Annotated in this window: 22 protein-coding genes; 10 read left to right on the plus strand and 12 right to left on the minus strand. The window is 42.4% G+C overall.

The features are described from left to right. The first annotated feature begins 174 nt into the window (after nt 1-174). The 10 genes from hisG (at nt 175) to ACO6S2_RS03485 (ending at nt 9343) form a co-directional block, all read left to right on the plus strand. A complete protein-coding gene (gene hisG / locus ACO6S2_RS03440; RefSeq protein ID WP_422361125.1) occupies nt 175-1032 on the plus strand; it encodes an ATP phosphoribosyltransferase in 858 nt (285 codons plus the stop codon). Continuing rightward, a complete protein-coding gene (gene hisD / locus ACO6S2_RS03445; protein ID WP_422361126.1) occupies nt 1029-2309 on the plus strand; it encodes a histidinol dehydrogenase in 1281 nt (426 codons plus the stop codon). Before hisG ends, hisD begins: the two co-directional genes overlap by 4 nt. A 3-nt stretch (nt 2310-2312) precedes the next feature. Next, nucleotides 2313-3347, plus strand: coding sequence for a histidinol-phosphate transaminase (gene hisC / locus ACO6S2_RS03450; RefSeq protein ID WP_422361127.1), 1035 nt, complete (start codon nt 2313-2315; stop codon nt 3345-3347). Nucleotides 3348-3479: 132 nt separating this feature from the next. Further along, nucleotides 3480-4613 carry a bifunctional histidinol-phosphatase/imidazoleglycerol-phosphate dehydratase HisB gene (hisB, locus tag ACO6S2_RS03455; RefSeq protein ID WP_422361128.1) on the plus strand — a complete coding sequence of 378 codons (1134 nt, stop codon included), beginning with the start codon at nt 3480-3482 and terminating at the stop codon, nt 4611-4613. Continuing rightward, complete coding sequence (hisH, locus tag ACO6S2_RS03460) at nt 4610-5197, plus strand: imidazole glycerol phosphate synthase subunit HisH (protein WP_422361129.1); 588 nt, start codon at nt 4610-4612, stop codon at nt 5195-5197. Before hisB ends, hisH begins: the two co-directional genes overlap by 4 nt. Before the next feature lie 69 nt (nt 5198-5266). Continuing rightward, the gene (hisA, locus tag ACO6S2_RS03465; RefSeq protein WP_422361130.1) at nt 5267-5986 is read left to right on the plus strand and encodes a 1-(5-phosphoribosyl)-5-[(5-phosphoribosylamino)methylideneamino]imidazole-4-carboxamide isomerase; all 720 of its coding nucleotides are present in this window, start codon (nt 5267-5269) and stop codon (nt 5984-5986) included. Continuing rightward, nucleotides 5976-6731: an imidazole glycerol phosphate synthase subunit HisF gene (hisF, locus tag ACO6S2_RS03470; protein WP_422361131.1), complete on the plus strand. Its 756-nt coding sequence runs from the start codon at nt 5976-5978 to the stop codon at nt 6729-6731. Before hisA ends, hisF begins: the two co-directional genes overlap by 11 nt. A 1-nt stretch (nt 6732) precedes the next feature. Continuing rightward, nucleotides 6733-7326 carry a bifunctional phosphoribosyl-AMP cyclohydrolase/phosphoribosyl-ATP diphosphatase HisIE gene (gene hisIE, locus ACO6S2_RS03475; protein ID WP_422361132.1) on the plus strand — a complete coding sequence of 198 codons (594 nt, stop codon included), beginning with the start codon at nt 6733-6735 and terminating at the stop codon, nt 7324-7326. Between the two features lie 148 nt (nt 7327-7474). Then, nucleotides 7475-8473, plus strand: coding sequence for a VWA domain-containing protein (locus ACO6S2_RS03480; RefSeq protein WP_422361133.1), 999 nt, complete (start codon nt 7475-7477; stop codon nt 8471-8473). Nucleotides 8474-8863: 390 nt separating this feature from the next. After that, on the plus strand, nt 8864-9343 hold the full coding sequence (locus tag ACO6S2_RS03485) for a nuclear transport factor 2 family protein (RefSeq protein ID WP_422361134.1): 480 nt from the start codon (nt 8864-8866) through the stop codon (nt 9341-9343). Nucleotides 9344-9346: 3 nt separating this feature from the next. Here the strand turns inward: ACO6S2_RS03485 and ACO6S2_RS03490 are convergent, their stop codons facing one another. The 12 genes from ACO6S2_RS03490 to ACO6S2_RS03545 all read right to left on the minus strand — a co-directional run bounded on the left by ACO6S2_RS03490 (nt 9347) and on the right by ACO6S2_RS03545 (nt 26100). Beyond that, nucleotides 9347-9796: a GreA/GreB family elongation factor gene (locus ACO6S2_RS03490; protein ID WP_422361135.1), complete on the minus strand. Its 450-nt coding sequence runs from the start codon at nt 9794-9796 to the stop codon at nt 9347-9349. After that, on the minus strand, nt 9793-10818 hold the full coding sequence (locus ACO6S2_RS03495; protein WP_422361136.1) for a WD40/YVTN/BNR-like repeat-containing protein: 1026 nt from the start codon (nt 10816-10818) through the stop codon (nt 9793-9795). The genes ACO6S2_RS03490 and ACO6S2_RS03495 overlap by 4 nt, the downstream gene beginning before the upstream one ends. Then, nucleotides 10815-12215, minus strand: coding sequence for an aminopeptidase P family protein (locus ACO6S2_RS03500; RefSeq protein WP_422361137.1), 1401 nt, complete (start codon nt 12213-12215; stop codon nt 10815-10817). Before ACO6S2_RS03500 ends, ACO6S2_RS03495 begins: the two co-directional genes overlap by 4 nt. Nucleotides 12216-12348: 133 nt before the next feature. Further along, entirely contained in the window at nt 12349-13791 is a 1443-nt protein-coding gene (locus ACO6S2_RS03505; RefSeq protein ID WP_422361138.1) for a SusD/RagB family nutrient-binding outer membrane lipoprotein, read from the minus strand. 21 nt (nt 13792-13812) lie between these two features. Further along, nucleotides 13813-17019 carry a SusC/RagA family TonB-linked outer membrane protein gene (locus tag ACO6S2_RS03510; RefSeq protein ID WP_422361139.1) on the minus strand — a complete coding sequence of 1069 codons (3207 nt, stop codon included), beginning with the start codon at nt 17017-17019 and terminating at the stop codon, nt 13813-13815. A gap of 342 nt (nt 17020-17361) precedes the next feature. Then, entirely contained in the window at nt 17362-18417 is a 1056-nt protein-coding gene (locus tag ACO6S2_RS03515) for a proline racemase family protein (protein ID WP_422361140.1), read from the minus strand. Nucleotides 18418-18496: 79 nt separating this feature from the next. Beyond that, nucleotides 18497-19741 (minus strand): NAD(P)/FAD-dependent oxidoreductase, encoded by a 1245-nt coding sequence (locus tag ACO6S2_RS03520; RefSeq protein ID WP_422361141.1) that lies wholly within the window; start codon nt 19739-19741, stop codon nt 18497-18499. Nucleotides 19742-19759: 18 nt separating this feature from the next. Then, nucleotides 19760-20761, minus strand: a complete 1002-nt coding sequence (locus ACO6S2_RS03525) for a 4-hydroxyproline epimerase (protein WP_422361142.1) — start codon at nt 20759-20761, stop codon at nt 19760-19762. A gap of 12 nt (nt 20762-20773) precedes the next feature. Further along, on the minus strand, nt 20774-21736 hold the full coding sequence (locus tag ACO6S2_RS03530) for an ornithine cyclodeaminase family protein (RefSeq protein ID WP_422361143.1): 963 nt from the start codon (nt 21734-21736) through the stop codon (nt 20774-20776). Continuing rightward, on the minus strand, nt 21736-23478 hold the full coding sequence (locus ACO6S2_RS03535) for a DUF885 domain-containing protein (RefSeq protein WP_422361144.1): 1743 nt from the start codon (nt 23476-23478) through the stop codon (nt 21736-21738). Before ACO6S2_RS03535 ends, ACO6S2_RS03530 begins: the two co-directional genes overlap by 1 nt. After that, entirely contained in the window at nt 23475-25055 is a 1581-nt protein-coding gene (locus ACO6S2_RS03540; protein ID WP_422361145.1) for an aldehyde dehydrogenase (NADP(+)), read from the minus strand. The genes ACO6S2_RS03535 and ACO6S2_RS03540 overlap by 4 nt, the downstream gene beginning before the upstream one ends. Before the next feature lie 124 nt (nt 25056-25179). Next, entirely contained in the window at nt 25180-26100 is a 921-nt protein-coding gene (locus ACO6S2_RS03545; protein WP_422361146.1) for a dihydrodipicolinate synthase family protein, read from the minus strand. Between the last annotated feature and the right edge of the window lies 1 nt (nt 26101).

Here is a 26101-nt window from a genome sequence, read left to right on the forward strand (position 1 = left end):
CATCTGAACACAAGAAAATTATGAATATCAGGGCACAACATCATCACCATCATATGATCGCACAGGCGAGGTGAGATAGTTGTATCTATAAAAATATCGAATCCCGTCTGAGTAATCTGGACGGGATTTTTTTATACCCATCTTTCGTTTACTCAGACACTAACAAGACAAAACATGAGTAAACTTAAAATTGCAGTTCAGAAATCAGGAAGGTTAAACGAAGACTCCATCAGTCTACTCAAAAACTGTGGCATCCACATTGATAATGGCAAAGATCAGCTCAAAGCCAGCGCATCGAATTTCCCAATGGAAGTGCTATATCTACGAAATGGGGACATCCCTCAGTACGTGGAAGATGGAGTAGCCGACTTAGCTATTGTAGGAGAAAACCTCTTGGTGGAAAGTCAAAATGATATTGAGATAGTCAGGAAATTAGGGTTTTCCAAATGCAAACTTTCATTAGCAGTACCGAAGGATGCGGACTACCAGGGAGTTCAATTTTTTGAAGGGAAAAAGGTAGCCACTTCTTATCCCAACACTTTGAAACAGTACCTCAAGGAAAATAACGTAAATGCCGAAATTCACTTAATTAAGGGTTCGGTAGAGATTGCGCCTAACATTGGATTGGCCGAGGGAATTTGTGATTTAGTAAGCTCTGGTAGTACACTCTTCAAAAATGGATTGAAAGAAACAGATACCATTCTAACTTCCGAGGCCTGCTTAGTGAAGAGCAAAAAACTAAACGCAGAGCAAAACGCGTTGTTAGATACCCTGCTTTTTAGATTAGATGCTGTCCAAAAAGGAAAAAAGTCTAAGTATGTATTGATGAATGTGCCGAATGATAAATTGGATCAGGTAGTCAGTATTTTACCAGGCATGCGAAGCCCTACAGTTTTGCCTTTGGCAGAAGAAGGGTGGAGCTCGGTACATTCAGTGATAGAAGAAGGTAAATTTTGGGAGGTCATAGACCAGCTCAAATCAGCTGGGGCGGAAGGCCTTCTGATTGTTCCAATAGAAAAAATGGTATTATGATTTTAGCCAAAAATCCAGATCGTAGCGATTGGGACAAATTGACCAAACGTCCTGCTTTGAAGCAGCAAAACCTCCAACAATTGGTGAATGAGGTGTTTCAGGCCATCCAAGAAGAAGGGGATCGTGCGGTGCTGTCTTACACAAAAATTTTCGATAAGGCCGAAGTAGAGTCTTTGAAAGCCACTCCAGAGGAATTGGTCGGAGCCGGCAATAGAATATCCGATGATCTGAAAGCAGCTATTCGTTTGGCTGGCGCGAATATTGAAAAATTTCACAGAGCCCAAACTCCTCATCCTGTAGAGGTGGAAACTGTGCCTGGAGTCAAGTGTTGGCAGGAAACTCGTCCGATTGAAAGAGTTGGGATTTATATTCCTGGTGGAACAGCACCTTTGTTTTCAACTGTATTGATGTTGGCCATTCCAGCTCAAATTGCGGGCTGTAGGGATATTGTATTGTGTACTCCTCCTGATAAAAGTGGCCAGATCAATCCTGCGATCTTGTTTGCCGCACAGTTTGCTGGAGTCACCCAAGTATTCAAAGTTGGAGGTATCCAAGCCATTGGGTCTATGACTTTTGGTACTGAAAGTATACCCAAAGTGAATAAAATATTTGGTCCAGGCAACCAGTATGTGACGGCGGCTAAGCAACGTGCTACTCAACTTGGAGTAGCTATCGATATGCCCGCCGGGCCTTCAGAGTTGCTGGTATTGGCAGACGAAACGGCTAGTCCAGAGTTCGTAGTGTCTGACCTGCTTTCGCAAGCTGAACACGGTACGGATAGTCAGGTCATCTGTGTAGTTAAATCCTCTAGCCTGATTCCAAAAATTCAGGAGCAACTTTTGAACCAGTTGCCTTCTTTACCAAGGAAGGAAATTGCACGCAAAGCGATTGAAAACTCGAAACTGATTCTCATTGAAGATGACCAGGAGTGTTTAGATTTTATCAATGATTATGCGCCCGAGCACTTTATCCTATGCGTAGAAAATGAAAGTTTCTACTTAAATGGGTTAATGAATGCTGGTTCGGTTTTCATTGGAAATTATACACCTGAAAGCGCAGGTGACTATGCTTCGGGAACGAATCACACTTTACCAACTAATGGCTTTGCCAAATCTTTTAGTGGGGTGAATATTGACGCTTTCTGCAAAAAGATCACTTTTCAGAAAATTTCTGAAGAAGGGATTCGACGCATTGGACCTGCTATTGAATTTATGGCTGACGCAGAGCAATTGAAAGCACACAAATTAGCGGTTTCTAAAAGATTGTTGTCGTTGTAAGTCATGGATATTTCAAAACTCATACGAAAGAACATTCTCAGCATGACACCTTATAGCTCGGCCAGAGATGAGTTTGATCATGTAGCTGAGGTGTACCTGGATGCAAATGAGAACCCATTTGAAAATGGCTACAACCGCTATCCTGATCCGTATCAAAAGGAGGTCAAAGAAAGATTGAGCGAAATCAAGGATGTTCCTACAAAGAACATCCTGCTGGGTAATGGCAGCGATGAAGTGCTTGATTTGATTTATCGGGCATTTTGCGAACCTGGCGTAGATAATGTCGTTTCTCACAATCCGAGCTACGGCATGTATCCTGTGCTATCAGAGATAAACAACGTGTCCTTGAGAAAAGTCTATTTGGACGAGGGTTTTCAGCTGAATGCACAGACGATGGTAGATGCTTCTGACGAAAAAACGAAGCTCTTTTTCATCTGTTCACCCAACAACCCTTCAGGAAACCTATTGGATCAGCAAGAGATCAAAAAACTATTGGATTTGCGAAAAGCACTAGTGGTGATTGACGAGGCCTATATCGATTTTGCAGATTCAGATTCTTGGCTTTCGGAATTGGAGAATTACCCCAATCTGATTGTTTGTCAGACGCTGTCAAAGGCATGGGGATTAGCTGGGCTACGGGTTGGGATGTGCTTTGCTTCACAAGAAATTATCCAGATTTTAAACGCTATCAAGCCACCGTACAATGTGAACGAGTTGTCACAGCAAGCGGCTTTGAAAGCATTGAACGAAGAAGAAAATTTTAAGTCCAATTTGAAAGTGATATTGGATGAGAAAAGTAAAATGGAACGGGCACTAGACGAGTTGCCATGTATTTTGGAGCGTTTCCCATCGGATGCCAATTTTATTTTGGTGAGGGTAAAAGATGCTAGGTCAATGTATGATTATTTGATGGAACGACAGATCATAGTAAGAAATAGATCAAAAGAATATTTGTGCGACAACTGCCTGAGATTGACGATTGGAACGCCTGAAGAGAATGAGCGATTGTTGAATGGGCTAAAGAGCTCTCAACTTTAAATTACTCCCTCTTGGAAAAGAGGGCTGGGGAGGTTGAAAGCAGAAGAAGGCCGTGAGCGACGCAGCAATGACGAATGAAAAAAAACTGCCTTTGTTGGTCTTGTGACCAACCAATTAAAAAGAAAAGCAAAAATGAAAAAAGTATTATTTATAGATCGTGATGGAACTCTGGTACTAGAACCACCAGTGGATTACCAACTGGATTCTCTGGAAAAATTAGAGTTCTATCCAGGTGTATTTCAGTGGATGTCTAAGATTGCCAAACTGGGTTATGAGTTGATCATGGTGACCAATCAGGATGGCCTGGGCACAGATTCTTTTCCGGAAGACACTTTTTGGCCAGCACAGGACAAATGCATAAAAGCTTTTGAAAACGAAGGTGTTGTTTTTGATGCGGTAAAGATCGATCGGAGCTTTCCAGCCGACAACGCTCCAACACGAAAGCCAAGAACTGGTCTGCTGACAGAATATATGAACGGCGACTATGATTTGGCCAATTCTTTCGTGATTGGTGACCGTATCACGGATGTAGAGTTAGCCAAAAACTTAGGGGCCAAAGCGATTTTCATAGCTAATGAAGAAGGATTGGGTGCTGAAGAGATTTCCACGAAAGTGGAGGAACTACAGTCATGTATTGCCTTGACTACTATCGACTGGCAGGACATCTACGAACTAGTGGTACGAGGCTCTAGAAAGGCCGGAGTGAAGCGAACTACGAAGGAAACGGATATAGACATAGAGGTAGAATTGGATGGTACGGGTCAATCGCAGGTCGATACTGGCATCAAGTTTTTCGACCATATGCTGGATCAAATAGCCAAGCACGGTTTGCTGGATTTGAAAGTGATAGTGAAGGGTGATTTAGAAGTAGATGAACATCATACGATTGAAGATACAGGTATAGCTTTGGGAGAGGCTATAGCTGAAGCTCTAGGAAATAAAAAAGGTATTGAAAGATATGGATTTTGTTTACCAATGGACGACTGTCTATGTCAGGTGGCCTTGGATTTTGGTGGACGAAACTGGATTGTTTGGGAAGCAGAATTCAAAAGAGAAATGGTGGGTAAAATGCCAACTGAAATGTTCTTTCATTTCTTTAAGTCATTCTCTGATGCGGCCAAATGTAATTTGAATATTAAAGCGGAAGGAGACAACGAGCACCACAAAATCGAAGGCATATTTAAGGCTTTCGCTAAAGCCATCAAAATGGCCGTAAAGCAAGATAAGGACAAGATGATTTTACCTTCCACCAAAGGCATGTTATGAGTAAAGTGATCATCATAGACTATGGAGCAGGAAACGTGAAGTCTGTCAAATTTGCTTGTGAACGATTGGGACTCGAAACCATCCTGAGCAATGATGCCGAAGAAATTTCTGGTGCTGACAAACTGATTTTTCCCGGACAAGGAGAAGCAAGCAGTTCGATGCGATCACTTGAAAAGTATGGATTGGTAGAAGTGATCAAAAATGCCAGGCAGCCTTTCTTGGGAATTTGTTTAGGTATGCAAATGATGTGTGAATACTCAGAAGAAAATGACACCAAAGGCTTGGGCTTGTTTCCTCTTCCAGTGAAACTTTTCCCCGACAAGGGCTTGAAGATACCACATATGGGATGGAATGAAATTGAAGGATTGAAGACACCATTGATGAATGGTCTCAAGGAAAAGGAGCACATGTACTTTGTACATTCGTACTACGTGCCAGACTCGGAGTGGACGATAGCAAAAGCGAACTATCCGGAGCCATTCAGTGCCGCGCTGCACAAGGACAATTTTTATGGTTGCCAGTTTCACCCGGAGAAGAGTGGGGAGTTTGGTCAGCAGATTTTGAAGAATTTTATTGAACTATAGTCGATAGTTTTCAGTCGATTGTCTACAGAAGGCCATTGACTATTTGCTATTGACCATCGACTAAAAAACATGAGAATAATACCAGCAATAGATATTATAGACGGCAAGTGCGTCAGGTTGACCAAGGGGGACTATGATCAAAAAAAGATTTACAACGAAAACCCGTTGGAAGTGGCAAAGATGTTCGAAGGAGCAGGGATTAGATATTTGCACCTAGTTGACCTAGATGGGTCTAAAGCCAAAGAGATAAAAAATGCTAAGGTGCTGGATCAAATCGCTTCAAAAACTAGCTTGAACATAGATTTTGGAGGAGGGATTCGCACGGATCAGGATATCAATATTGCATTCAACGCAGGGGCAAAACAGGTAAATCTAGGCAGTGTAGCATTGGAGAATAAAAAGATTTATGGCGAGTGGCTCAAAAAATTTGGTGCAGAAAAAATAATCTTGAGTGCCGACTCAACAAATCGAAAAATTGCCATCAATGGTTGGCAGGAAGAGTCGGAGGTGGAGTTGTTTGATCTCATCATGGAGTACCAGGACTTAGGAAACAAGTACATCGTCTGTACAGATATAGCTAAAGATGGTATGTTGCAAGGTATTGCAGTGGATCTGTATAAGGATTTGATGAATGATTTTCCAGACCAAAAAATTATAGCGAGCGGAGGAGTAAAAGACATCAAGGATGTGGAGGCTGCTGCAGCTTTGAAAATGGATGGCATTATCATCGGAAAGGCCATTTATGAAAACAAAATTTCACTAGAACAACTGATGAAATATGTTGACTAAAAGAATAATTCCCTGTTTGGACATCAAGAATGGTCGAACGGTCAAAGGGGTGAATTTTGTGAATCTTCGTGATGCAGGCGACCCAGTAGAGTTGGCTGCAGCATATTCGGAGCAGGGTGCAGATGAGTTGGTATTTTTGGACATTACTGCTACCGGCGATGGACGAAAGACTACGGCTGAATTGGTGGAAAAAGTAGCGGAGAAAGTAAACATTCCATTTACAGTAGGTGGCGGGATCAAGTCAGTGGATGATGTGTATAACTTGCTTCACAGAGGGGCCGACAAAATTTCTATCAACTCCTGGGCAGTAAAAGAACCAACAGTATTGGATGAACTAGCGGCGCAGTTTGGAAGCCAGTGTGTAGTATTAGCTGTAGATGCCAAGCAGATCGAAGGCCAGTGGAAAGTGCATTTGGTAGGAGGAAAGGTGCCTACAGAAATTGATTTATTCGATTGGGTGCAAGAGGCCGAATCTAGAGGCGCAGGTGAAATATTGTTTACCTCTATGGACCATGATGGCTCGAAGAATGGGTTTGCCAATGAGGCATTAGCCAAGATATCTGATCTGGTCAATATACCAGTAATAGCCTCGGGCGGTGCTGGAAATATCCAGGATTTTGCGGAGACATTTACCGCAGGAAAAGCAGACGCAGCTTTGGCTGCTAGTGTTTTCCACTTTAAAGAAATTGAAATCCCTGTATTGAAACAAGAATTGAAAAATCAGGGAATAGCTATAAGAATTTGACATGAAAATAGACTTCGAAAAAACCAATGGCTTAGTACCTGCGATCATTCAAGATAAAAAAACAAAGAATGTTCTGATGCTTGGCTACATGAATGAAGAGGCGCTTGCGAAAACAGAGGAAACGGGAAAAGTGACTTTTTACAGTCGCACAAAAGAAAGACTCTGGACCAAGGGTGAAGAGAGTGGCAACTTTCTAGAACTGAAAGACATTAAGCTGGATTGCGATAATGACACCTTACTAATTCAAGTCAATCCCACTGGGCCGACTTGTCACAAAGGAGCGGATACTTGCTGGGCTGAAGAGAACACATCAAATTTCGGGTTTTTATCTACGCTTGAGGCTGTGATCAAGGACCGTCATGATCACCCAGATGAAAAATCATATACCTCTTCCTTGTTTAAAAAAGGAATTAATAAGGTAGCACAAAAGGTGGGTGAAGAAGCTGTGGAGGTAGTTATCGAAGCGAAAGACGACAATGAAGAATTGTTTCTCAATGAATCTGCAGACTTGTTGTATCACTATATGATTTTGCTCAGAGCCAAAGGGTATAATCTTGAAGACGTGGTAAAAGTACTGGAGAGTAGGACTAAGTAATTTTCATATCTTAAAATAATACAATCAGTTCGGGTAAACATTAATTAAAACACGTTATTCACTTAAGAAATACCAATTTTTGAGTATTGACAGGCCTTCGTTGACATTCTATTTTTGATCTTTTAATTGGATTAATAAAGACAGAATAATGAAGAATTGGTATTTATTTTTAGTATTCGGGTTTGCAATGGGCTGTACAGAAGAGGATTCAGGGCCCACGATCCTGTCAGGGCCTGAAGATTTGGAAGCAACGGACGACTCAGCACTGAGTATTACACTAGAGTGGGATGAAATAGATGAGGCAGACGAGTATATCGTCTATAGAGCAGAGGAAGATGATTTTCTGGATTACTTAGATGATGAAAACATTGATGATCTGGATGAATTTAATGACGAGCTTGAAGACGGTGAATTGGATGAAGATGATTTGGAAGATGCCGGCTTTGAAAAGTTGGACGATACAGATGACAATGAATATGAGGATATTGATCTCGAATCTGGTAGCACCTACTATTATTATGTTACTGCGGACAATGGTGAGGAAGGGTCACCATCAGAAGTAGTTGTAGGAATTACCATTTCTATTACGACGGCCGAAGCTTTTGACTTTCTTGCCGAACAAACCGAAGGAGAGAGCTATTCAGCTAGCAATGCTTCACAAGTTAGCACAACTATTTTGGAGATTTTAACCGATCATATAGAGTCAGGAGCTGATTTGGTTTTTCTAATCGACAATACGGGAAGTATGTCAGATGACATTGCTAACATCAGAACTAACATTTCAGATATACTAGAAACTTTGCCGAGTGGAGTAAATGTAGGCGTAGCGGAATATGGCGACCTAAATGTGGATCCTTCAGTATGGTTTGATTATACAGACCTCACCAGTGACTATTCGTCTATTGAATTGTATTTGGATGAATTGACTACAACAGGTGGAGGAGATACTCCTGAGTCAGTGTACGACGGAATTTGGGAAACTATTGATATAATGAGCTGGAGTTCATCACAAAAAATGGTAATAGTGATCGGGGACGCACCTCCCTTGGAAGGTTCACTTACTATCAAGTCATTAAAGGACGTAATTGATAAGTGTACAGAAGAAGACGTAACGGCTAACCTCTATCCTATTTTGGTAGGCTTTTAACCTAAGAGCGTAAAGACATATATTAGAATAAAAAGCTGTCATTTAGGACGGCTTTTTATATTTATCAACCAATCAAAATCATTTGAAATATACTTATTAATAGGTATTGCGGCTGTTGATAAAATGGTGGAATTTTAAGACAAGTTTCATCATAGCCCTTCGCTGCATCCTGAATGCGTGCTGGTTTTAATAGCATTTGGGTAGAAGGGATTTTTGAAAGACAAACTTTTCTCTAATGCGTTGCGGCATCTTCTAACGTGAGGATGCCGCAATCTTTTTGCCCGCTTAAAACAAGCTTGAGCCTTTGTAAAGCTATTTTCTCCCACCAGTCAAATATGGGTCGTTCTCGAAACTTCGTCAGGCTATTTTTATGAGTAAAATCAAAAACTCATGAAAAAGCTGTTAATCATTCCGTTGATTGTATTCTCTATGACTGTATTTGCCCAGTCTCCTGAAGAAACACAAGTAATGAAGGTGGTAGAACGTGTATTTAAAGCGATGAGTACGAGCGATAGTACCATGCTCAAGTCGTGCTTTTCGCCAGATGCAGCGACTTATACGCTATTTACCGATAAGGACGGAAAACCCCAGATAAGACAAGGATCTCTTCAGCGTTTCATTGATGCAGTGGGTCAGCCAAAGGAAGATATCTGGAATGAGCCAATTTGGAATGAAAAAGTAGAAATTGATGGCCCACTGGCTGCTGTATGGGTAGACTATGCTTTTTATCTAAATAATCAATTTTTGCACTGTGGGGTCGATGCTTTTCAATTAGTAAAAACGGAAGATGGCTGGAAAATTTTTCATTTGGCTGATACCAGGAGGAAGGAAAATTGTGTGGTGCCTGAGGAGATAAAATCCAGGTATTAAAGGTTAATTAATCTGAAGGATTTTTGTTTCCTTCTTCATCCACTCAAAGGTGTCTCCAACTTTTTTATCCAACATGGCCTGTGCAATTGGGGAAATGGCAGATATAACCATGATCTGCCCACTTTCAATCTCTAAAGCACCCAAGCTTGCTGAAATATAAAATGAAGAATTTTCTGTTTCTACCAGAGCGCCCAACACAACCTTAGAACATGTTTTGTCAGGGTCAATGGTGGCCAAAGTTTTCTTCATATTCACTAGCTCTGCCAGCTGACGTGCATGTAGGTCGCGTTCACGCTGACTCATGGCACGGCTGGTTTCGTACTTATCTCCTGCTGATGATTTGGTTTCGTTGTTGGCACTGGCTTGCGCCTCTTCCATGCCCTTTCGGGCAATGTTTATTTTCTTTTCAAGCACGTCCAGACAAGCGGCGTGAATCTTTTGCTTTTTTATCATTTGGAAACAAGCTGAGCTATTCTTCCTTCTTTACCAGCCGCCCAGATAGTGCCGTCTTGCGCAACGTCAAGTGTATGAAACCCAGAGTTGCCAAAAGCTGTCCAGGTCAAACCTCCGTCCGTGGATTGGCAACAACCTGCAGGACCTACAGATACTAGTTCGCTTTCAGAAAGATATCTGACTGACGATTGATAGACAGGAAAGTTTTGACTCAAGGTCCAGGTTTCGCTACCGTCGTTAGTCAGAATAATATTGTTATTACCCTCTTCTTCTTTTTTATAATCTCCGCCTACAGCCACACCGGTATTTTCATCAAAGAAATCTATTGAAAAAATACCTTGTGATGGTTCGCCTTGAATGATTGGAGTATATACGACTTCCCAGTGTTCTCCTTTATCTCTGGAATAAAACACTCTGGAAGTAGCTGCTCCAGACCCAACCCAAATCGAATTTCCCTTAAGCGTCAAGTGGCTACCACTCGCCGCAAAACCTCCGAATTCTCCTTCATTCATTTCAGGAAGGTTGTCTGGGTGGATTCTTTGCCACGTATCTCCACCATCTGTGGTTTTCATCAAAAATAGTTTGCCATCAATCGGGTCGCCACCTAGTATTCCATCTGTTTTGTTCCAGAATGCCATGCCATCGAAAAAGCCAAGACTGTCTTCATTGGCAAGTGTTTTTTCCCAATGTCTTCCTCCGTCTTTTGATTTGAATATGTTCGACAGAGAATCAGGGCCAGCACTCATTAGCACAATCTCATCTTTAGACAAAACCTCTACATCTCTAAAGTCCAAAGAATCGGTATCCGGAATATAAACCTCTTCCCAATCCAACCCACCATTTTCAGTCTTGAGAACCAACCCATTGGTACCTGATACCCAGATCACTTTTTCATTAAGCACTGAAATTCCTCGAAATGAAGTATGATCATCTACCGCAAATTCTTCCCAAGTGTATGATTTTTTGGAAGGCTGACAAGCTACTAGTAGTACACAAGCAAAAAGGATCAGATGGTTTTTCATGATTGTAAGGCTTCTTTTCTAATTTCTTCAACGTCTTTCACTGTTTTCGCCACAGGTTTACCCAAAAGGTCTGCGCCATTTTCTGTGATTACAAAATCTTCTTCGATACGAATACCACCAAAAGCTTTGTAGGACTCTAATTTATCATAATTCAGGAATTCAGCATATTTATTTTCAGCTTTCCAGCGATCAATGAGTTCTGGAATGATGTAAATACCCGGTTCTACAGTGATCACAAATCCGGCTTCGAGCTCCTTGCCCAGGCGCAAAGACTTCAACCCAAACTCGGTACTTTTCTTCAATGTATCCGAGTAGCCTACAAATGGTTCACCTAAATTCTCCATGTCATGAACGTCCATTCCCATCATGTGACCAAGGCCACATTGGAAGAACATGGTATGTGCACCAGCCGCTACGGCTTCTCCCGGGTTCCCTTTCATCAAGCCTACTTCGGTCAGTCCTTTTGCTAGTTCAGTACATGCCAGTAGATGTATGTCTTTGTATTTAACTCCTGGCTTCAGAGCAGCTATGGCTGCTTCGTGAGCATTGAGTACCGTTTGATACAATTCGCGCTGTGTGTTAGAGAATTGAGCGGCCACAGGGAAAGTACGGGTCATGTCACCAGCATAGCCAGAAGATATTTCTGCACCGGTGTCACACAGAATCATATCGCCTTCCTGGATGACATTGCCGTGATAATGATTGTGCAGTACCTGACCATTTTTGGTCATAATGATGGGGAAAGAGAGCTGGCCTTCACCTGCCAATGCCACCTGATTTACCTTGGCGGCAATTTCAGCTTCTTTCATCCCGGGTTTGGCATGTTTCATGGCAGCCAAGTGCATGTCTGCAGTAAGGTCTACTGCCTTGTGCAGCTCCACAATTTCCTCAGCAGTTTTGATATTTCTCTGTGCAATGATCGCTTTGATCAAAGCCACCGACTCTCCCGATCTAACTTCGGCTACAGATTTTCCGATCCAGGCGGATAGTTTGGTGACATGTTCTTCTCTATAGGGAGGAATGAAGTGTACTGTACGGCCAGCAGCAATCGCTCGTTTTATGGTGGTTTCAATCTGACTAGCGGGTGCAGTTTCGTTAATTCCACTCTTTTCTGCCAAAGACGCTATACTAGGCTGAGGACCAGTCCAAACAATATCGTCAATGGTCAACTCGTCTCCGAGAACCATATCTTCTCCACTATCACAATCAAAGATGGCGGTTAGACTAGGGAGCGCCACGGCACAGAAATAGAGGAAGGTGCTGTCTTGTCTAAAGTGGTACCAATTGTCTTTGAAATTGATGCTACTTTCTTCGTTTCCAAGTAAGACAATGAGTCCGTTGCCTACTTCTTTTTTGAGTCTATTTCTTCTTTGAATGTATGTGTCTTTGCTGAACATGGGTATCAGTTGTAATGAGTTTCAAATATAATAAAAGGCTATGGGTCGGTGACTGTATGTGCATTGAAAAAGGGCTGCCGAAATTTCGGCAGCCCTATAGCAACACAATAGCTATTATGAGAAAACTAATTGATTAGTTTACATCCCACCAGACAGGAGTGTCCAAATTGTCGACACCCTGCCGGCCGCTGCTAATCACAGCTTCATAATTGGAGGCATTGTTCAAGCTTTCTGACAATGGATATGCTTGTCTTCTTGGAATTTGCCCTGAAGAGTTGGCGGCGTCAATGGCGGGATTCAACGCAGGATATCCTGTTCTTCTCCATTCTGCCCATCCTTCATAACCATCCATGAAAAGTGCCACCCATTTTTGTTCACCAATTAATTGAAGTGCATTAGCTGCATTAAATGCAACACCTGCTTGCGCCAAATAGGTAGATGCATCCCCTGCACCCCATTCATCAAAACTTGCCTGAATGGCGTCTTCATAGAATTCCTGTGCTGTACCAGCGGTGATCCATCCTCTTTGTCTGGCTTCTGCTATGGCAAACAAAATTTGCGAATAAGAAAACAGGGTAATTGGAGAATCAACAGCTCTGACATTGGTTGAGCTGGGTAAAGAAACTGAAGTAACAGGATAGTCCGTAGTAGAGGCCAATCCATAAGGAGTACCAGCGTAGGTGCCACTTTCATTCTGATCAGCAAAGGCAGGTAGTCTAGGGTCATTTTGAGCGAGCATAAAATCTACCAGCGTTGCACTCATTACATAGTCAGTTCTGTTTTGGAATTCAGACCACCACCTGTTGTCATAGACTCCATCGCCAATATATTGATATACGGCATTGTCATCGACGGACTCAAATCCACCCGCAGCATAGGCGGAGTTAAATTCTGAGGAAGCAAGTGACTCTTCAACATTAGAAAGCCTTAAGGCCATTCTCATTCTTAACGAGTTTGCAAATTTTGTCCATTTCGACATATCTCCTCCATATAAAATGTCTCCATCAACAACATCACCATTGTCCATCATGGCAACGGCATCTTTTAGTAACTGAAACATGGAAACATAAATATCGCGTTGGCTGTCGTAAGCAGGCGCTATATTTTCTGTGCCCTGAAAAGCTTCAGATACAGGCAGATCTCCCCATCTATCTGTACAGTGTATGATGTAGTAAGCTTTCAAAATACTGGCAACAGCAATTTGGTTTGCATTAGACCCGCTCCTAGCTGCAAAGCCCATGGTTTCTTCATTCGAGTTTAACCTGATCACTTCAGCCAAATCGTTTAACCCTTTAGCATAGATGGTCGTGAAATCGAATTGTGAAACACTGTATCTCGACTCAGTTGTATATTGATTCTGAGAGAAGTACTGAGCATATAATAAGCCTGTTGGTGTCTCGTCATTATCAACATCGGCATCGTCTAATCCTGGCATCTTATGGATTGCATTAGTCAGCAACCCTGATACAGGTACTTGAATTGGATTGTTTGGACTTTCATTTAAGTCATCAAAATCATCACAGCCCCAAGTACTTAACAAAGTACTCAAGACAAGTATATATTTAAGATTTTTCATTTTTCTAAAGTTTTTAATTGATTAAAGGCCAAATCTTAGATTGAACCCGAAAGTTCTGAAACTCGGCAATCCACCTCCTTCATGATAGGTCAAGCCAGACGCATCTGGTGTAATTTCAGATGGGTCTATACCATCCACATTTGAATGAATGAGCCATGCATTTTTGATCGTGAAGGCAAAATTGACGTAAGAGAATGGCAGCTTCGAAAGTGTAGATTTTGGAATACTATATCCTAGTCTTACTTCTCTCAATTTGAAATAGCTGGCATCATAAATCCATGCTCCTCTTACTCCTGTGAGGTTCCAGGTGTGTGTAGCTCCTGAAGCATAACCTTCTGCTGGCGTGGCACTCGAAATATTTCCATCAGCATCTTCGGTAACCGTAACCCCTGAAACGTTAAATCCTCCGCCTTCATTAATTGGGTTTCTAACGCTATTTCCTTGATCATTTAACCCCACGGTCTCTATTGACTGTCCTGCGCCAAAACCATACATTTTAGTTACAGAATGAAACTTTCCTCCTTTTTGAAAATCAAAGTTTAAAGAGAGATCAATGTTTTTATAGGTAAAGGTGTTAGACCATCCCCCAGTAAAGTCAGGAAGCACATTGCCTAATGCTACATCGTCTTCTGTATCGTAGTATAGCGCCGCTTCATCCCCACTATGATACCAGTTGCTACCTTCATAAACTACAGGCTGACCTTCGTGCATTCTATAGCTTGTTCCAATGAGTTGTCCCCATTCCTGACCTTTTACGGCTGCTAGTGTAATGCCTCTTCTTGTGCTAATCTCATAAGATTCCATGTCTCCAATTAGCTCATTAACCATAGTTGATGATTTAGCATAATTGAATGACATGTCCCAGCTAAATGAATTGGTCTTAACAGGAGTGGCAAAAACAGCAAGTTCTACACCAGTGGTTGTCATTTTCCCTCCATTCGTCGTCATCTGAGTAAACCCTGATCCTCCAGATATGTTAAGCTTCAAGATATCATCTTCATTTATCTGCTTATAATAGGTTGCATCGAATCCTACTCTATCATTAAAGAACCTCATTTCAAGTCCTGCTTCATACGCATTGGAAAGAGAAGGCTTGATATTAGGGTCGACTACAGAATTTGGCACATAGAAGGCAGGGCTTCCACCATATACTCCACCTATTCCATAGGTTTGATTGATGACATAAGGATCCACGTCATTACCCGCCTGAGCAGCACTTACTCTTAATTTACCAAATGAAATTGCATCGATTCCAGCAACTTCAGAGAATAGGAAGCTTAATCCGGCAGATGGGTATAAATAGGAATTGTTAGCTTTTGGTAATGTAGAAGACCAGTCATTTCTTGCTGTAATATCTAAGAAAAGTAGATTTTTGTATCCAAAATTGGCTGTTCCATAGATACTTCTAATTTCTCTGTTTATTTCCCAGTTATCAACATCAGGACGCCCAACAGAGGCTTGGATATTAAATAAGTTAGCTGCGGTCAAACCATTTGTGGTGGCTACGTCTACACCGATTTTTGATTGTTTCATCAAATTGGTAGCGACATAGATAGAGGTAGAAAAGTCTTCGAAGTTTTTGTCATAAGAAACTCCAAGTTCAAAATTGTTTTCAATTCCTCTTCTCATTTCCTCGCCAAAGAAATCATTGGCTTTTGCTTCACTTGGAATTCTTCTGTTGATCCGTTGAGCGTAAAAATCATTTTTTGCAGAAGCTTTCAATGACAGCCCTTCAGTTAATTCATACTGCATGCTAATGTTTCCGACCACTCTATTTCTAGAATCTTCAGGGTAAGCATTTTCCAACATGTAATAGATGTTGTCCCAATAGTTAGGGGTGGGGTCAGTGGGGCTATTTATGTTCCACGTTTTCACGCTTCCGTCAGGCATTCTATAATCTTTCACGCGATCATAATCCAATTGTCTTTGCGTCCACATATTGATAGCCGGACCTACACTTATCAATGTCCATGAATCAAAACTTCCGGAGTACCCAAACCCTGGTCGACCTTTATAATAGTTGTTAGTGACGCCAACATTTGCACTTACTTTGAATTTTTCAGTGATGTTTGCAGAAACGTTCAAACTGACATTATTTTTTTTGCCTTCGCTGAAAGGTACCGCTCCTTTCATGGTTGTATTTCCGACAGACAATCTGAAATTAGCTTTTTCTCCACCGCCTGATATGGCAATATTGTGCGATTGATTGATACCTGTATTGAAAAAATCCTTCTGATTGTCTGGATTAGGGTTCAAAGGCCTCAATTCCCCGTATTCTGGAGTGCCTTCAAACCATGAATCCCAGTGTCTGGTCATTTGACCTTCCATTTTTGGACCCCAGCTTTCATCTGCATAGTAGTCAAGAATGTTTTGACCATTATAAGTAGGCTGCTCAAGTGTGTACCCACCTGCATATTCATTCTGCAATTCTGGTAGGATAGAAACTTTATCAAAAGAAACCTGACCGCTGTACTCAACACCTACTCCTTTTCTTTTTGTGCCAGACTTTGTGGTGATTTGAATCACTCCTCCTTTTCCTCTAATTCCGTATAAGGCGGAAGCTGCAGGACCTTTCAATACTGAAATGCTTTCAATATCTTCTGGATTGATGTCTTGAGCCAAGTTTCCATAATCACGGCCATTAAAAGTGTTGGAAAAATTGTCATTAGAAAAAGGAACTCCATCGACCACGTACAATGGCTGTTGATTTCCACCTATTGAATTGGCTCCCCTTAGTCTTACATTTACCGTACCACCCAAACTACCTGCAGATGGGTTTACCACCTGGACTCCGGCAACTTTTCCTGACAATGCACCTAAATAATTGGTCTCGCCAGTCTTGGTTAGGGCTTGCCCACCAACTTCCTGAACTGCGTATCCAAGAGAAGCCTTCTCGCGCTCAATACCCATTGCGGTAACGACCACTTCGGTTAATTCTGTGGCATCCTGAGTCATGGTTACATCAATTACTGATCGACCACCCACTTCTACTCTTTCTGTTGCCATTCCAATGAATGTAAAAATCAGTGTGCTGTTCTCTGATGGGACTTCTACTGAATAATTACCGTCGATGTCCGTGACGGTTCCGGAGGCAGATCCCTCTACCAATACCGATACCCCGGGGAGATTTTCTCCTTCCGATGATACCGTTCCTTTGATCGTGCTTTGTGCCCACACGCTCGACACCATCGTACATACGACGGATGTCAATAGTAAAAACTTTTTCATACTTATTGGTTTTGAATAATACAAAGCAGTCCCGTCTGATCGTCATCAGGGAGGGCATGCTGTTTAATGGTAGGGCTGAAGAAAGTCAGCTAATTGGATGCGCAAAAAATTAATACCTACATGGTGCGAATGGCTTCTTTTAAGTCTTTCGCAATGTAAAGGAGAAGATATTTTTTGGGAGGGTTACATACTATTTTGACGCATGGAAGTACATATTTGGTAAATATGCGCTAATGCAAACTATATACAATGTCGTCTATATTACATACAAAATAATGTATCGAATTTCTAAACATAAACCGTATAAATGCCTGTATGATAATGTTTTAGACCAATGAAATATTATCGCAAAATAAACCCATTATGAAAAGGGTCTTTAGGGTCTAGAAGGAATTCATGTTGTCCTGTGATATGTGCTGTACCCTCTACTTGAGGAATTACTGCTTCAAATTCACCATAATCTTCTTTTCTGTATACTGTACCTACAAAGGGTGAACCTATAATACTTTCAATGGACATCGAGGAGCCTACTTTGAGATCACCTCTTTGGTGATGAATAGCCATTCTGCCGGACACCCCTGAACCGGTAGGAGAGCGGTCGACTTCTCCATCGGCAAAAATGCAAACATTTCTAGAGTCAATATTTTCGGTGTGAGCTTTTCCGGTGAATATGGTTCCATACAACTCACTCATCTCAGGTTCGAATGGGTGGATGATTTGATTGTTTGTTTCAATCACTGCCTGCTTGATGGCCATGCCTTTTTCTATCAGTTGACGATAGTTGTTTTCGGTCATTTCAATGCCGAACTTGTCTGCGTCCACATAGGCATAAAAGGCACCTCCATAGGCGAGATCATATTTGATTTTGCCCAAACCCGTCACCTCTACTTCATAATCCAAACCAACTACAAATGAGGGCACGCAGTGGAAGTAGACTGATTCCACTTCACCATTTTTGATGCGAGCATAGCTTTCTAACCTACCACAGGGCGCGTCAATAACCACTTTTGTGATAGGTTCAATCTTTTCTACCCATTCTAATTCCACGGCCAATTTGGTAATGGCTATCGTGGCGTGGCCACACATGGTACTATAGCCTTCGTTGTGAGTAAATAAGATGCCAAAATCGGCTCCTGCATCATTAGGCGGAACAAGAATGCAACCATACATATCTGCATGTCCTCGAGGTTCGAACATTAGTGCGGTACGCAGGTGGTCATGATTTTCTTTCATATAGCGTCGGTATTCAAGAACGCTATTTCCTTTCAATTCTGGTAAGCCACTCAAGATTACCCTAAGTGGTTCACCTCCAGTATGCATGTCGATGGTTTTTATTTTTAACCAATCGGAAGGAGCGGTGAAGGTTTGGTTGGATTGGATGCGTTGGAAGGTGTTCATGGTTAATTTCTTATTATCAATCTGTCATTTATGGTTATCCCAATGGAGGATATCTGCTTACGTCGATATGACAATAAAACTAACTATATCGATCTACGGCTAGTAAAGTATCATCAAAATGCGGCGTGTTCTCCTGAGCAATTTCACAAACTAGTTGCCCTGTAATAGGGCCCAAGGAAATACCTAGCATCGCATGCCCGGTAGCCACGATCAGATTGTTGAATTTTTTGGTTTTGCCAATGTACGGCATGCCGTCTGGAGAACACGGCCTGAGTCCTGCCCAAGGTTTGATACCCTTGAATGATTCTTGATTGAACTGAGGGAAGTAATCAGGGATGGACTTTTGAATCCCCAAAACTCTGCGCGGATTGATCGACAAATCCAAGCCATTCACTTCCATGGTGCCGGCAAATCTAAGGCCATGTTGCATGGGGGTAACAGCTACACGAGCCTCAGTCAGGATGGATGCTGTCTTCGGCATGACTGGAGGGTTTTTTACTTCAAAGCTATATCCCTTACCACCTTGCAATAATATTTTTATACCTAATTGTCTCAGAAATTTAGCTGTCCAGGACCCTGTGGCAATGACAAACTGATCAGCTTCAATTTTACCTTTTTCGGTAACTAATGCTTTGAGGTGCCTGTGATTTTTTTCAGCACCAAGTACCTTGGTGTTGAGCTGAAATTTAACCCCTTGTTCTTTCAAATATTTTTGAAAGCCCATCATAAAGGAATTAGGGGTAAACCAGGCATCATTCTTAAAATGTACTGCTCCAACGGTATCAATTTCAAATCCTGGGTTGATTTTTTCAGCTTGAACAGAAGATAAGACGTCCACATCCTGTCCGCATTTTCTGCCTAGTTCAGCCATTTCGGTTTCTTCGTCTAGTACGTGTTGAGACTTACAATACATGAGTAATCCCTTGTTATCAAATCCAGAATCAATTTTTGTGTCTGCAAGAATTTCTTCAATCAAACTTCTACTTTCCATGAGCATCTGATTAAGAATGGGAACTGCTTGATCCACTCTCTTCTTAGTAGAAGCCTGAAAAAACTGCCAACTCCATTTGGCCAAATTCACGTCTAAGCTGGGTTTGATGTAAAACGGACTTTCAGGGTTGGTCATCCATTTCAATCCCTGAGCAATGATTCCTGGAGAGGCCAATGGTACCATATGGCTAGGGCTGAAAAATCCGGCATTACCGAAAGAGCAATTGTCGGATCCATCACCTTCATCAATGACTGTGACTTCGTACCCTCGTTTGTCCAAATAATAGGCCGAGCAAAGCCCGATCATTCCATTGCCAACTACTGCTATTTTCATTTACTGCTTGTATTTTGATCAAATGACTTGGAATCCATGCGCATATGGGTCATCGTCATCAATAATGATATTGTTGTACCCTGTCACTTGCGCCCAGCCTTGTATGCTTGGTACTATCGCCGGTTTATCTCCAAGTGTGCTTTCCTCTACAACTCTTCCTATAAATTTAGATCCTATGTAGCTTTCATGCACAAATTCTTCCCCAATTTTTAGTTTGCCTTTGGCATACCACTGAGCTAGACGAGCGGAGGTACCGGTACCGCAGGGTGATCTGTCTATGGCTTTGTCTCCGTAGAAAACCGCATTGCGAGCGGTGGAGGTTGAGTCTATTGGCTCACCTGTCCAAAGCATATGCGAGAGCCCTCGGATGGTGTCGTTTTCAGGATGCACAAAATCGTATTTATCATTGATTTTGTTTCGGAGCTCTTGACTCCATCGAATCAAATCACCGGCTGTGTTTTTGTGCACTCCTTCGAAATTCTTCTGCGGATCGACAATGACATAGAAATTACCACCATAGGCCACATCGAAGGTCAACTCACCCAAATCTTTACTTTCTATAGTTAGATTTTCAGCTGCCAAATAGGATTTGACATTCGTCAATTTCACCCATTTCACTTTTTTGCCTTCTTGCAGATAGTCAACAAGCACTAAGCCCGCTGGTGTTTCTAGTCTTAATTTTCCTTCTTCTTTTGGTGTGATCAGTCCTTCTTCAATAGCAATGGTGACGGTACCGATCGTACCATGCCCGCACATCGGCAAGCAACCGCTAGTCTCGATAAATAGTACGCCTACGTCATTTTTTGGATCAGAAGGAGGGAATAGTATGCTACCCGACATCATATCATGCCCGCGAGGTTCGAACATTAAACCCGTACGAATCCATTCGTATTCTTTGAGGAAATGCTGGCGCTTCTCGCTCATGTTGGCACCTTGTAGGTTGGGGCCTCCACCTGCTACTACGCGCACGGGGTTACCACAGGTATGGGCGTCTACACAAAAAAACGTTTTTCTAGCCACAGGATTAACTATTTAAGGTGTTAATGAATTAATGGTTTCTAATTTTTCAAAAGCCAGGGTAGCAGCAGCCAGGTCTTCCAGTGCATGCCCAACGGACTTGAAACAGGTAATAGTTTCTGCGCTCCTTTCTACATTTTTTTTACCTTGAGCCAATTCAAATAAATCAGCTTTGATGTCTTCAATCTTAAAGGTTCCGTTCGCGATTGGAATAGCCAGGTCGCCTGTTTCTTTGGTTGCTCCTTCTATGTTATCTACATAAACATCTGACTTTGCTAACACCTCATCGTCCATCTCACGCATATCAGGTTTGTAAGCGCCAATCATGTCCAGATGCTGGCCTGGATGCAAATCTTTGCCGAAAACCAATGCTGTCGGACTGAGTGTAGCACAGCTGATGATGTCAGATTGTTTTATTCCTTCTTCAATTGACTGGACAGTGCTTATGGATACTCCTTCTAATGAAACCTCGTTCACTATGTGCTGGGATTTTTCTATAGATCTGCCCCAAACCAAAACTTTGCTAATTGGCCGCACAGCACAATGTGCCTGGATTAATTCTGCAGAAAGAGCTCCGGTGCCAATGACCAATAAAGTGCTGCTATCTTCTCTGGACAAATACTGCGAAGCCAGGGCAGAAGCTGCTGCCGTTCTTTTTGTTGTCAATTTTTTAGCATCCATCAGGGCTTTGGGTGTTCCTGTGTGTAGATCAAAATAGATATACAGCCCCTGGATGGAAGGCAGGTTGTACTTAGAGTTATTCGGAGAAACATTTACGATTTTTACACCCAAATTTTCGCCATTGTCCCAGGCGGGCATAAGAAGCAATGTGGATTCTATGCCTTCCTTCGGATTTGGGTATTGGTGATGGTGGCGCATGGGAATGTCATAATCCTGTGCGAAGGCTTCATTGATTTTGGGAATCAATTCTTCGTAGGATAATAGCTTCTCTAATTGGTCTGCTTCTATGTATTTCATTAGATCATTTTTTCATTAATGAACTGTGCTACCATCTCTTCCATGATCTCCAAAGTCACCGTTCCTTGGGACAGTATTAAATCATGAAATTCTCGAATGTCAAATTGATCTCCTAACGCTTCTTCGGCTCTTTGGCGCAAAGCTTTGATTTTCAACTCTCCAATTTTGTAGGACAAAGCTTGAGCAGGCCAGGAGATGTATCGATCCGTTTCGGTTTTGATTTCGTGCAAGGATAAGGCCGTATTGGCCGCCATGTATTGCATCACTTGATCTCTTGACCAACCCTTGGCGTGAATGCCCGTGTCTACGACTAGCCGACAAGCCCGCCACATTTCGTAAGTGAGCCTACCGAAGTTGCTGTAAGGATCTCTGTAGAAACCAGCTTCCAACCCTAAAAACTCTGAGTATAAGCCCCAGCCTTCGCCAAAAACTGATAGGTACAAAGATTGACGAAACTCAGGAAGATGAGTCAATTCTCTAGACAGCGCCTCCTGCAAATGATGTCCCGGTACGGCCTCATGAAAAGACAAGGCTTCCAAAACATAAAGTGGTCGACTTTCTAAAGCGTAGGTATTCACCCAATATTCACCCGATTGATACGCATCAAGCGAGCCTGGCGAATATCGTCCACCAGTGTATTTGGGTGCCAAATGATCGGGCACTGGTTTGACGGTGTAGGGTTGTCTGGGCAGCTTCCCAAATAGTTTAGGCATCTTGCCGTCCATAGACTTTGAAATCCATGCGGCTTCTTTAAGTAACTCTTCGGGAGTCTTGGCATAGAATTGTGGATCAGTTCTGAGGAAATTCAGGAATTCAGCAAAGCTTCCTTCAAACTCCACTTCTTCGATGATTTCTTCCATTTCACTCTTGATTCGAGCCACTTCCTGAAGTCCTAATTGATGAATGGAATCTGGACTCAATTCCAGCGTGGTGAAGTATTTGATTCGTTGACGATAGAACTCATCTCCATTGGGCAGTTCGCTGGCACCAATGGAGGTTCTCGTTTTTGGAACAAACTCATTGGTCATGAAATCTGAAAATTGCCGATAGCCAGCAATAGCGCCGTTTTTTACGGCTTGTTTCCCTTTTTCCAAAAGGTTTGACTTTTCGTCATCGGATAGCTGGTTTGGCAGATCTAAGAATGGCTGGTAAAACAGGCTTTCTTCTAGGTCATCGACGAGGTGATTGTCATAAGTAACTTCATAGCCGTCCAGAATAATTAGGGGCTGTACCATACCGATTTCCAAACCACTCCTCATCAGAGAGATATGCTGATCGACATATTGAGGAAATGACTCTAGTACCCCAATGTAGTTTAGATAGTCTTGTTTGCTGGTGAAGGAAAAATACTCAGGAGTGAATGCAAATGATATGTGAAAACCATCGTCTGCGAGAATCGGATTTAAATAACCTTTCAGATCATATTGAGCCACTTTATCCTCCTGAACGAATTGAAATAATGAGCAAGTGATTTGGTCTTCAAAGCTCAGTTGATTTTTATCAATAGCCTCCAGCTGCGAAATAATGTCGCGTGTAAAGTCGGCTCTTTTTTTGAGTGCTGATTCACTCATGTCCGGCAAACGGTTGTAGTTGTCTGTCAGGCTGGAAAACTCTTGCTTTTCGAAAGCTTCATTCGAAGCAATAATGTCGAAAAGTTTGTCTTTTTCTGAAACAGAAGGGCCTGTGCAACTTATCACCAGCAGCACAAGCCCTATCCAATAACCATTCACTAAGTCTTTCATATGGCGTTGTTTGTCCAAGTGCCATCCACACTACGCCAGATGCCATTTGGGTTTTTATTTTTCAATTCATCAGGTAATAAAAATTCAGGTGCATTTTGATAGGCGACCGGCCTTGCAAACCTTTTAATCGCATCCGAACCTACCGAAGTGAATCTACTGTCCGTAGAAGCTGGGAATGGTCCGCCGTGCTGCATCGAAGCACATACTTCTACACCTGTAGGTACACCATTGTAAATCAAGCGACCTGTCTTTTTCTCGGCAGATTGAATCTGATTTTCGAATGACTTGAAATCATTTTCACTTCCCATGAAGGTCACTGTTAGTTGACCGGTGAGCTTCGCAATAACTTGATCCAATTGCGCTTGATTCTGGCAAGTCACCACCAAGGAGTAAGGTCCGAAGACTTCGTGCTGTAAGTTAGGATTGCTCAAAAAGTCAGAAGCAGATACCCTCGCGACGGCAGCGTTAGCACCATTGCGAGGGGTTTCCACATTATTCGAACTAATTAACTTTACTCCGTTTTGGGTTAATGAAGTTTCTTTGTTTTTAGAATAGCTTTTCGCAATGCCTTCGTTGAGCATAGTGGCCGCTGCGCTGCTAGATATTTCGTTGGCTAATGTCTCGCAGAATTGATCCAATTCAGGGCTTTCCAATCCTATTAGTAATCCAGGGTTGGTGCAAAATTGACCTACACCCAGCGTGATGGAACCCGCATAGGTTTTGGCTAGTTGTTCGGTTTCTGCTTTTAATTTTTCTGGTAAGAAAATTACCGGGTTGATGCTACCCATCTCGGCGAAGACTGGTATAGGCTCATCTCTTTCAATAGCCATTTTGTATAGTGCCATGCCGCCTCCTAAGGAACCAGTGAAGGCGACTGCTTTTGTTTTTGGGTGTTTCACTAAAGTAGTTCCCAATTGGAACCCTTCGCCTGCCAAAGAAGAGTAAACGCCATCTGGCATACCTGTTTTCTCTGCAGCCTTAGCTATGGCATCTGAAACCAATTCGTTGGTTTGTAAATGAGAGTTGTGTGCCTTGACAACCACAGGGCAGCCTGCAGCCAATGCGGAAGCAGTGTCTCCTCCCGCGGTAGAAAATGCCAGAGGAAAATTACTTGCTGTAAACACAACCACCGGTCCAATGGGGCGGAGCATTTTGCGTATGTCAGGTTTTGGTAGTGGCTCACGATTGGGTTGAGCCGTATCAATCGTGGCTTCCACCCAGGTACCATCTCTCAACAAGGAAGCAAATAACTTCAATTGCCCCATGGTGCGCCCACGTTCACCTACGATTCGGCCTTCTGGTAAAGCAGATTCCTCCATCGCTGCACGAACGAGTTCATCTCCAAGATTCAGGATTTCATCAGCAATGGCGTCCAGAAATTGCGCTCTTTGTTCGGGCGAAGTTTGACTATAAGTATCAAAGGCAACTTCTGCCTTTGCCATAGCTGTTTCGATGTCACCACTTGTCGCTCCTCTGAATTGACCTGGCCGGGTTTCGGCCTTGGCTGGATTAAAAGATTGTAGTGTGGTTGTTCCTTTGTCTGATAATTCGAATCCTATCCTGTTGTTTCCGTGCATGGGGTAATGTTTTTAATATTTACAACGTCATTGCGAGGAGGAACGACGAAGCAATCTTGTTCTCTACTATGGTGATGAGATTGCTTCGCCTTCGCTCGCAATTACGGTTATTGTTTCAGTTATATTATACTGCCAAAGCTTTGTAATCCGGCAACTGCGGTCTTGACTTGATACCTGCATCAATGATTGCCAATACCTCTTCTCTCTCTTTGCCAATGATAGGCAAACGCGGTGCTCTTACGTGCTCGGTTCCGATTCCTTCAGCCACTTCAGCCAATTTAATATACTGAACTAATTTTGGATGCAAATCCAATTCGCAAAGAGGAATAAACCAACGATTGATGGCAGCTGCTTCCATGATTCTACCTGCTTTGAACAATTCGTAGATCGCGACTGTCTCTGCAGGGAAGGCACAAACTAATCCACCAACCCAGCCATCAGCACCATTGATCAAAGTTTCCATGGCCAAGGTATCTACGCCACAAAGAACGGCGTATCTGTCACCGAATTTAGATTTCAGTCTGGTTACATTAGTGACGTCTCTGGTCGATTCTTTGATCGCTTGAATATTGCTATATGGAAGCAGCTCTTCGAACATGTCGAGGGTGACTTCAATCTTATAATCCACAGGATTGTTATAAATCATAATAGGAAGGGAAGTAGACGTTGCTACTGCTTTGAAGTATTCTACCGTTTCCCTATCATCTGCTTTGTATCTCATAGGAGGCAAAAGCATCAAACCATTCGCACCGTGGCTTTCGGCTCTTTTGGCTGCAGCTATAGCTCCTTTTGTACTTTGCTCTGCAATGTTGATTACCACAGGAATGTCTCCTTTGGTCACTTCGATAGTTGATTTGATCAACACCTCTTTTTCTTCCTCGGTGAGGGTACTGGCTTCGCCCAATGTACCACCTAAAATGACACCGTGTATGCCTGATTCAAGCTGTACTTCAAGATTCTTTTTGAAGGCATCCAAATCAAGATTGTCATTCGCATCAAACTTGGTGGTAATTGCGGGGTATACGCCTTGCCAATTAATTTTCATG

It is taken from the genome of Reichenbachiella sp., from assembly GCF_965233835.1.
Classification (GTDB): domain Bacteria; phylum Bacteroidota; class Bacteroidia; order Cytophagales; family Cyclobacteriaceae; genus Reichenbachiella.

Excerpts from the sequence above, each read along its gene's own strand:
- ACO6S2_RS03530 (WP_422361143.1), bottom strand. The coding sequence starts at position 21,736 with ATGAAATACATAGAAGCAGACCAATTAGAGAAGCTATTATCCTACGAA.
- hisC (WP_422361127.1), top strand. The coding sequence starts at position 2,313 with ATGGATATTTCAAAACTCATACGAAAGAACATTCTCAGCATGACACCT.
- ACO6S2_RS03490 (WP_422361135.1), bottom strand. The coding sequence starts at position 9,796 with ATGATAAAAAAGCAAAAGATTCACGCCGCTTGTCTGGACGTGCTTGAA.
- ACO6S2_RS03540 (WP_422361145.1), bottom strand. The coding sequence starts at position 25,055 with ATGCACGGAAACAACAGGATAGGATTCGAATTATCAGACAAAGGAACA.
- hisH (WP_422361129.1), top strand. The coding sequence starts at position 4,610 with ATGAGTAAAGTGATCATCATAGACTATGGAGCAGGAAACGTGAAGTCT.
- hisF (WP_422361131.1), top strand. The coding sequence starts at position 5,976 with ATGTTGACTAAAAGAATAATTCCCTGTTTGGACATCAAGAATGGTCGA.
- ACO6S2_RS03480 (WP_422361133.1), top strand. The coding sequence starts at position 7,475 with ATGAAGAATTGGTATTTATTTTTAGTATTCGGGTTTGCAATGGGCTGT.
- hisIE (WP_422361132.1), top strand. The coding sequence starts at position 6,733 with ATGAAAATAGACTTCGAAAAAACCAATGGCTTAGTACCTGCGATCATT.
- ACO6S2_RS03505 (WP_422361138.1), bottom strand. The coding sequence starts at position 13,791 with ATGAAAAATCTTAAATATATACTTGTCTTGAGTACTTTGTTAAGTACT.
- ACO6S2_RS03500 (WP_422361137.1), bottom strand. The coding sequence starts at position 12,215 with ATGTTCAGCAAAGACACATACATTCAAAGAAGAAATAGACTCAAAAAA.
- ACO6S2_RS03495 (WP_422361136.1), bottom strand. The coding sequence starts at position 10,818 with ATGAAAAACCATCTGATCCTTTTTGCTTGTGTACTACTAGTAGCTTGT.
- hisA (WP_422361130.1), top strand. The coding sequence starts at position 5,267 with ATGAGAATAATACCAGCAATAGATATTATAGACGGCAAGTGCGTCAGG.
- hisD (WP_422361126.1), top strand. The coding sequence starts at position 1,029 with ATGATTTTAGCCAAAAATCCAGATCGTAGCGATTGGGACAAATTGACC.
- ACO6S2_RS03485 (WP_422361134.1), top strand. The coding sequence starts at position 8,864 with ATGAAAAAGCTGTTAATCATTCCGTTGATTGTATTCTCTATGACTGTA.
- hisB (WP_422361128.1), top strand. The coding sequence starts at position 3,480 with ATGAAAAAAGTATTATTTATAGATCGTGATGGAACTCTGGTACTAGAA.
- ACO6S2_RS03515 (WP_422361140.1), bottom strand. The coding sequence starts at position 18,417 with ATGAACACCTTCCAACGCATCCAATCCAACCAAACCTTCACCGCTCCT.
- ACO6S2_RS03520 (WP_422361141.1), bottom strand. The coding sequence starts at position 19,741 with ATGAAAATAGCAGTAGTTGGCAATGGAATGATCGGGCTTTGCTCGGCC.
- ACO6S2_RS03535 (WP_422361144.1), bottom strand. The coding sequence starts at position 23,478 with ATGAAAGACTTAGTGAATGGTTATTGGATAGGGCTTGTGCTGCTGGTG.
- hisG (WP_422361125.1), top strand. The coding sequence starts at position 175 with ATGAGTAAACTTAAAATTGCAGTTCAGAAATCAGGAAGGTTAAACGAA.
- ACO6S2_RS03545 (WP_422361146.1), bottom strand. The coding sequence starts at position 26,100 with ATGAAAATTAATTGGCAAGGCGTATACCCCGCAATTACCACCAAGTTT.
- ACO6S2_RS03510 (WP_422361139.1), bottom strand. The coding sequence starts at position 17,019 with ATGAAAAAGTTTTTACTATTGACATCCGTCGTATGTACGATGGTGTCG.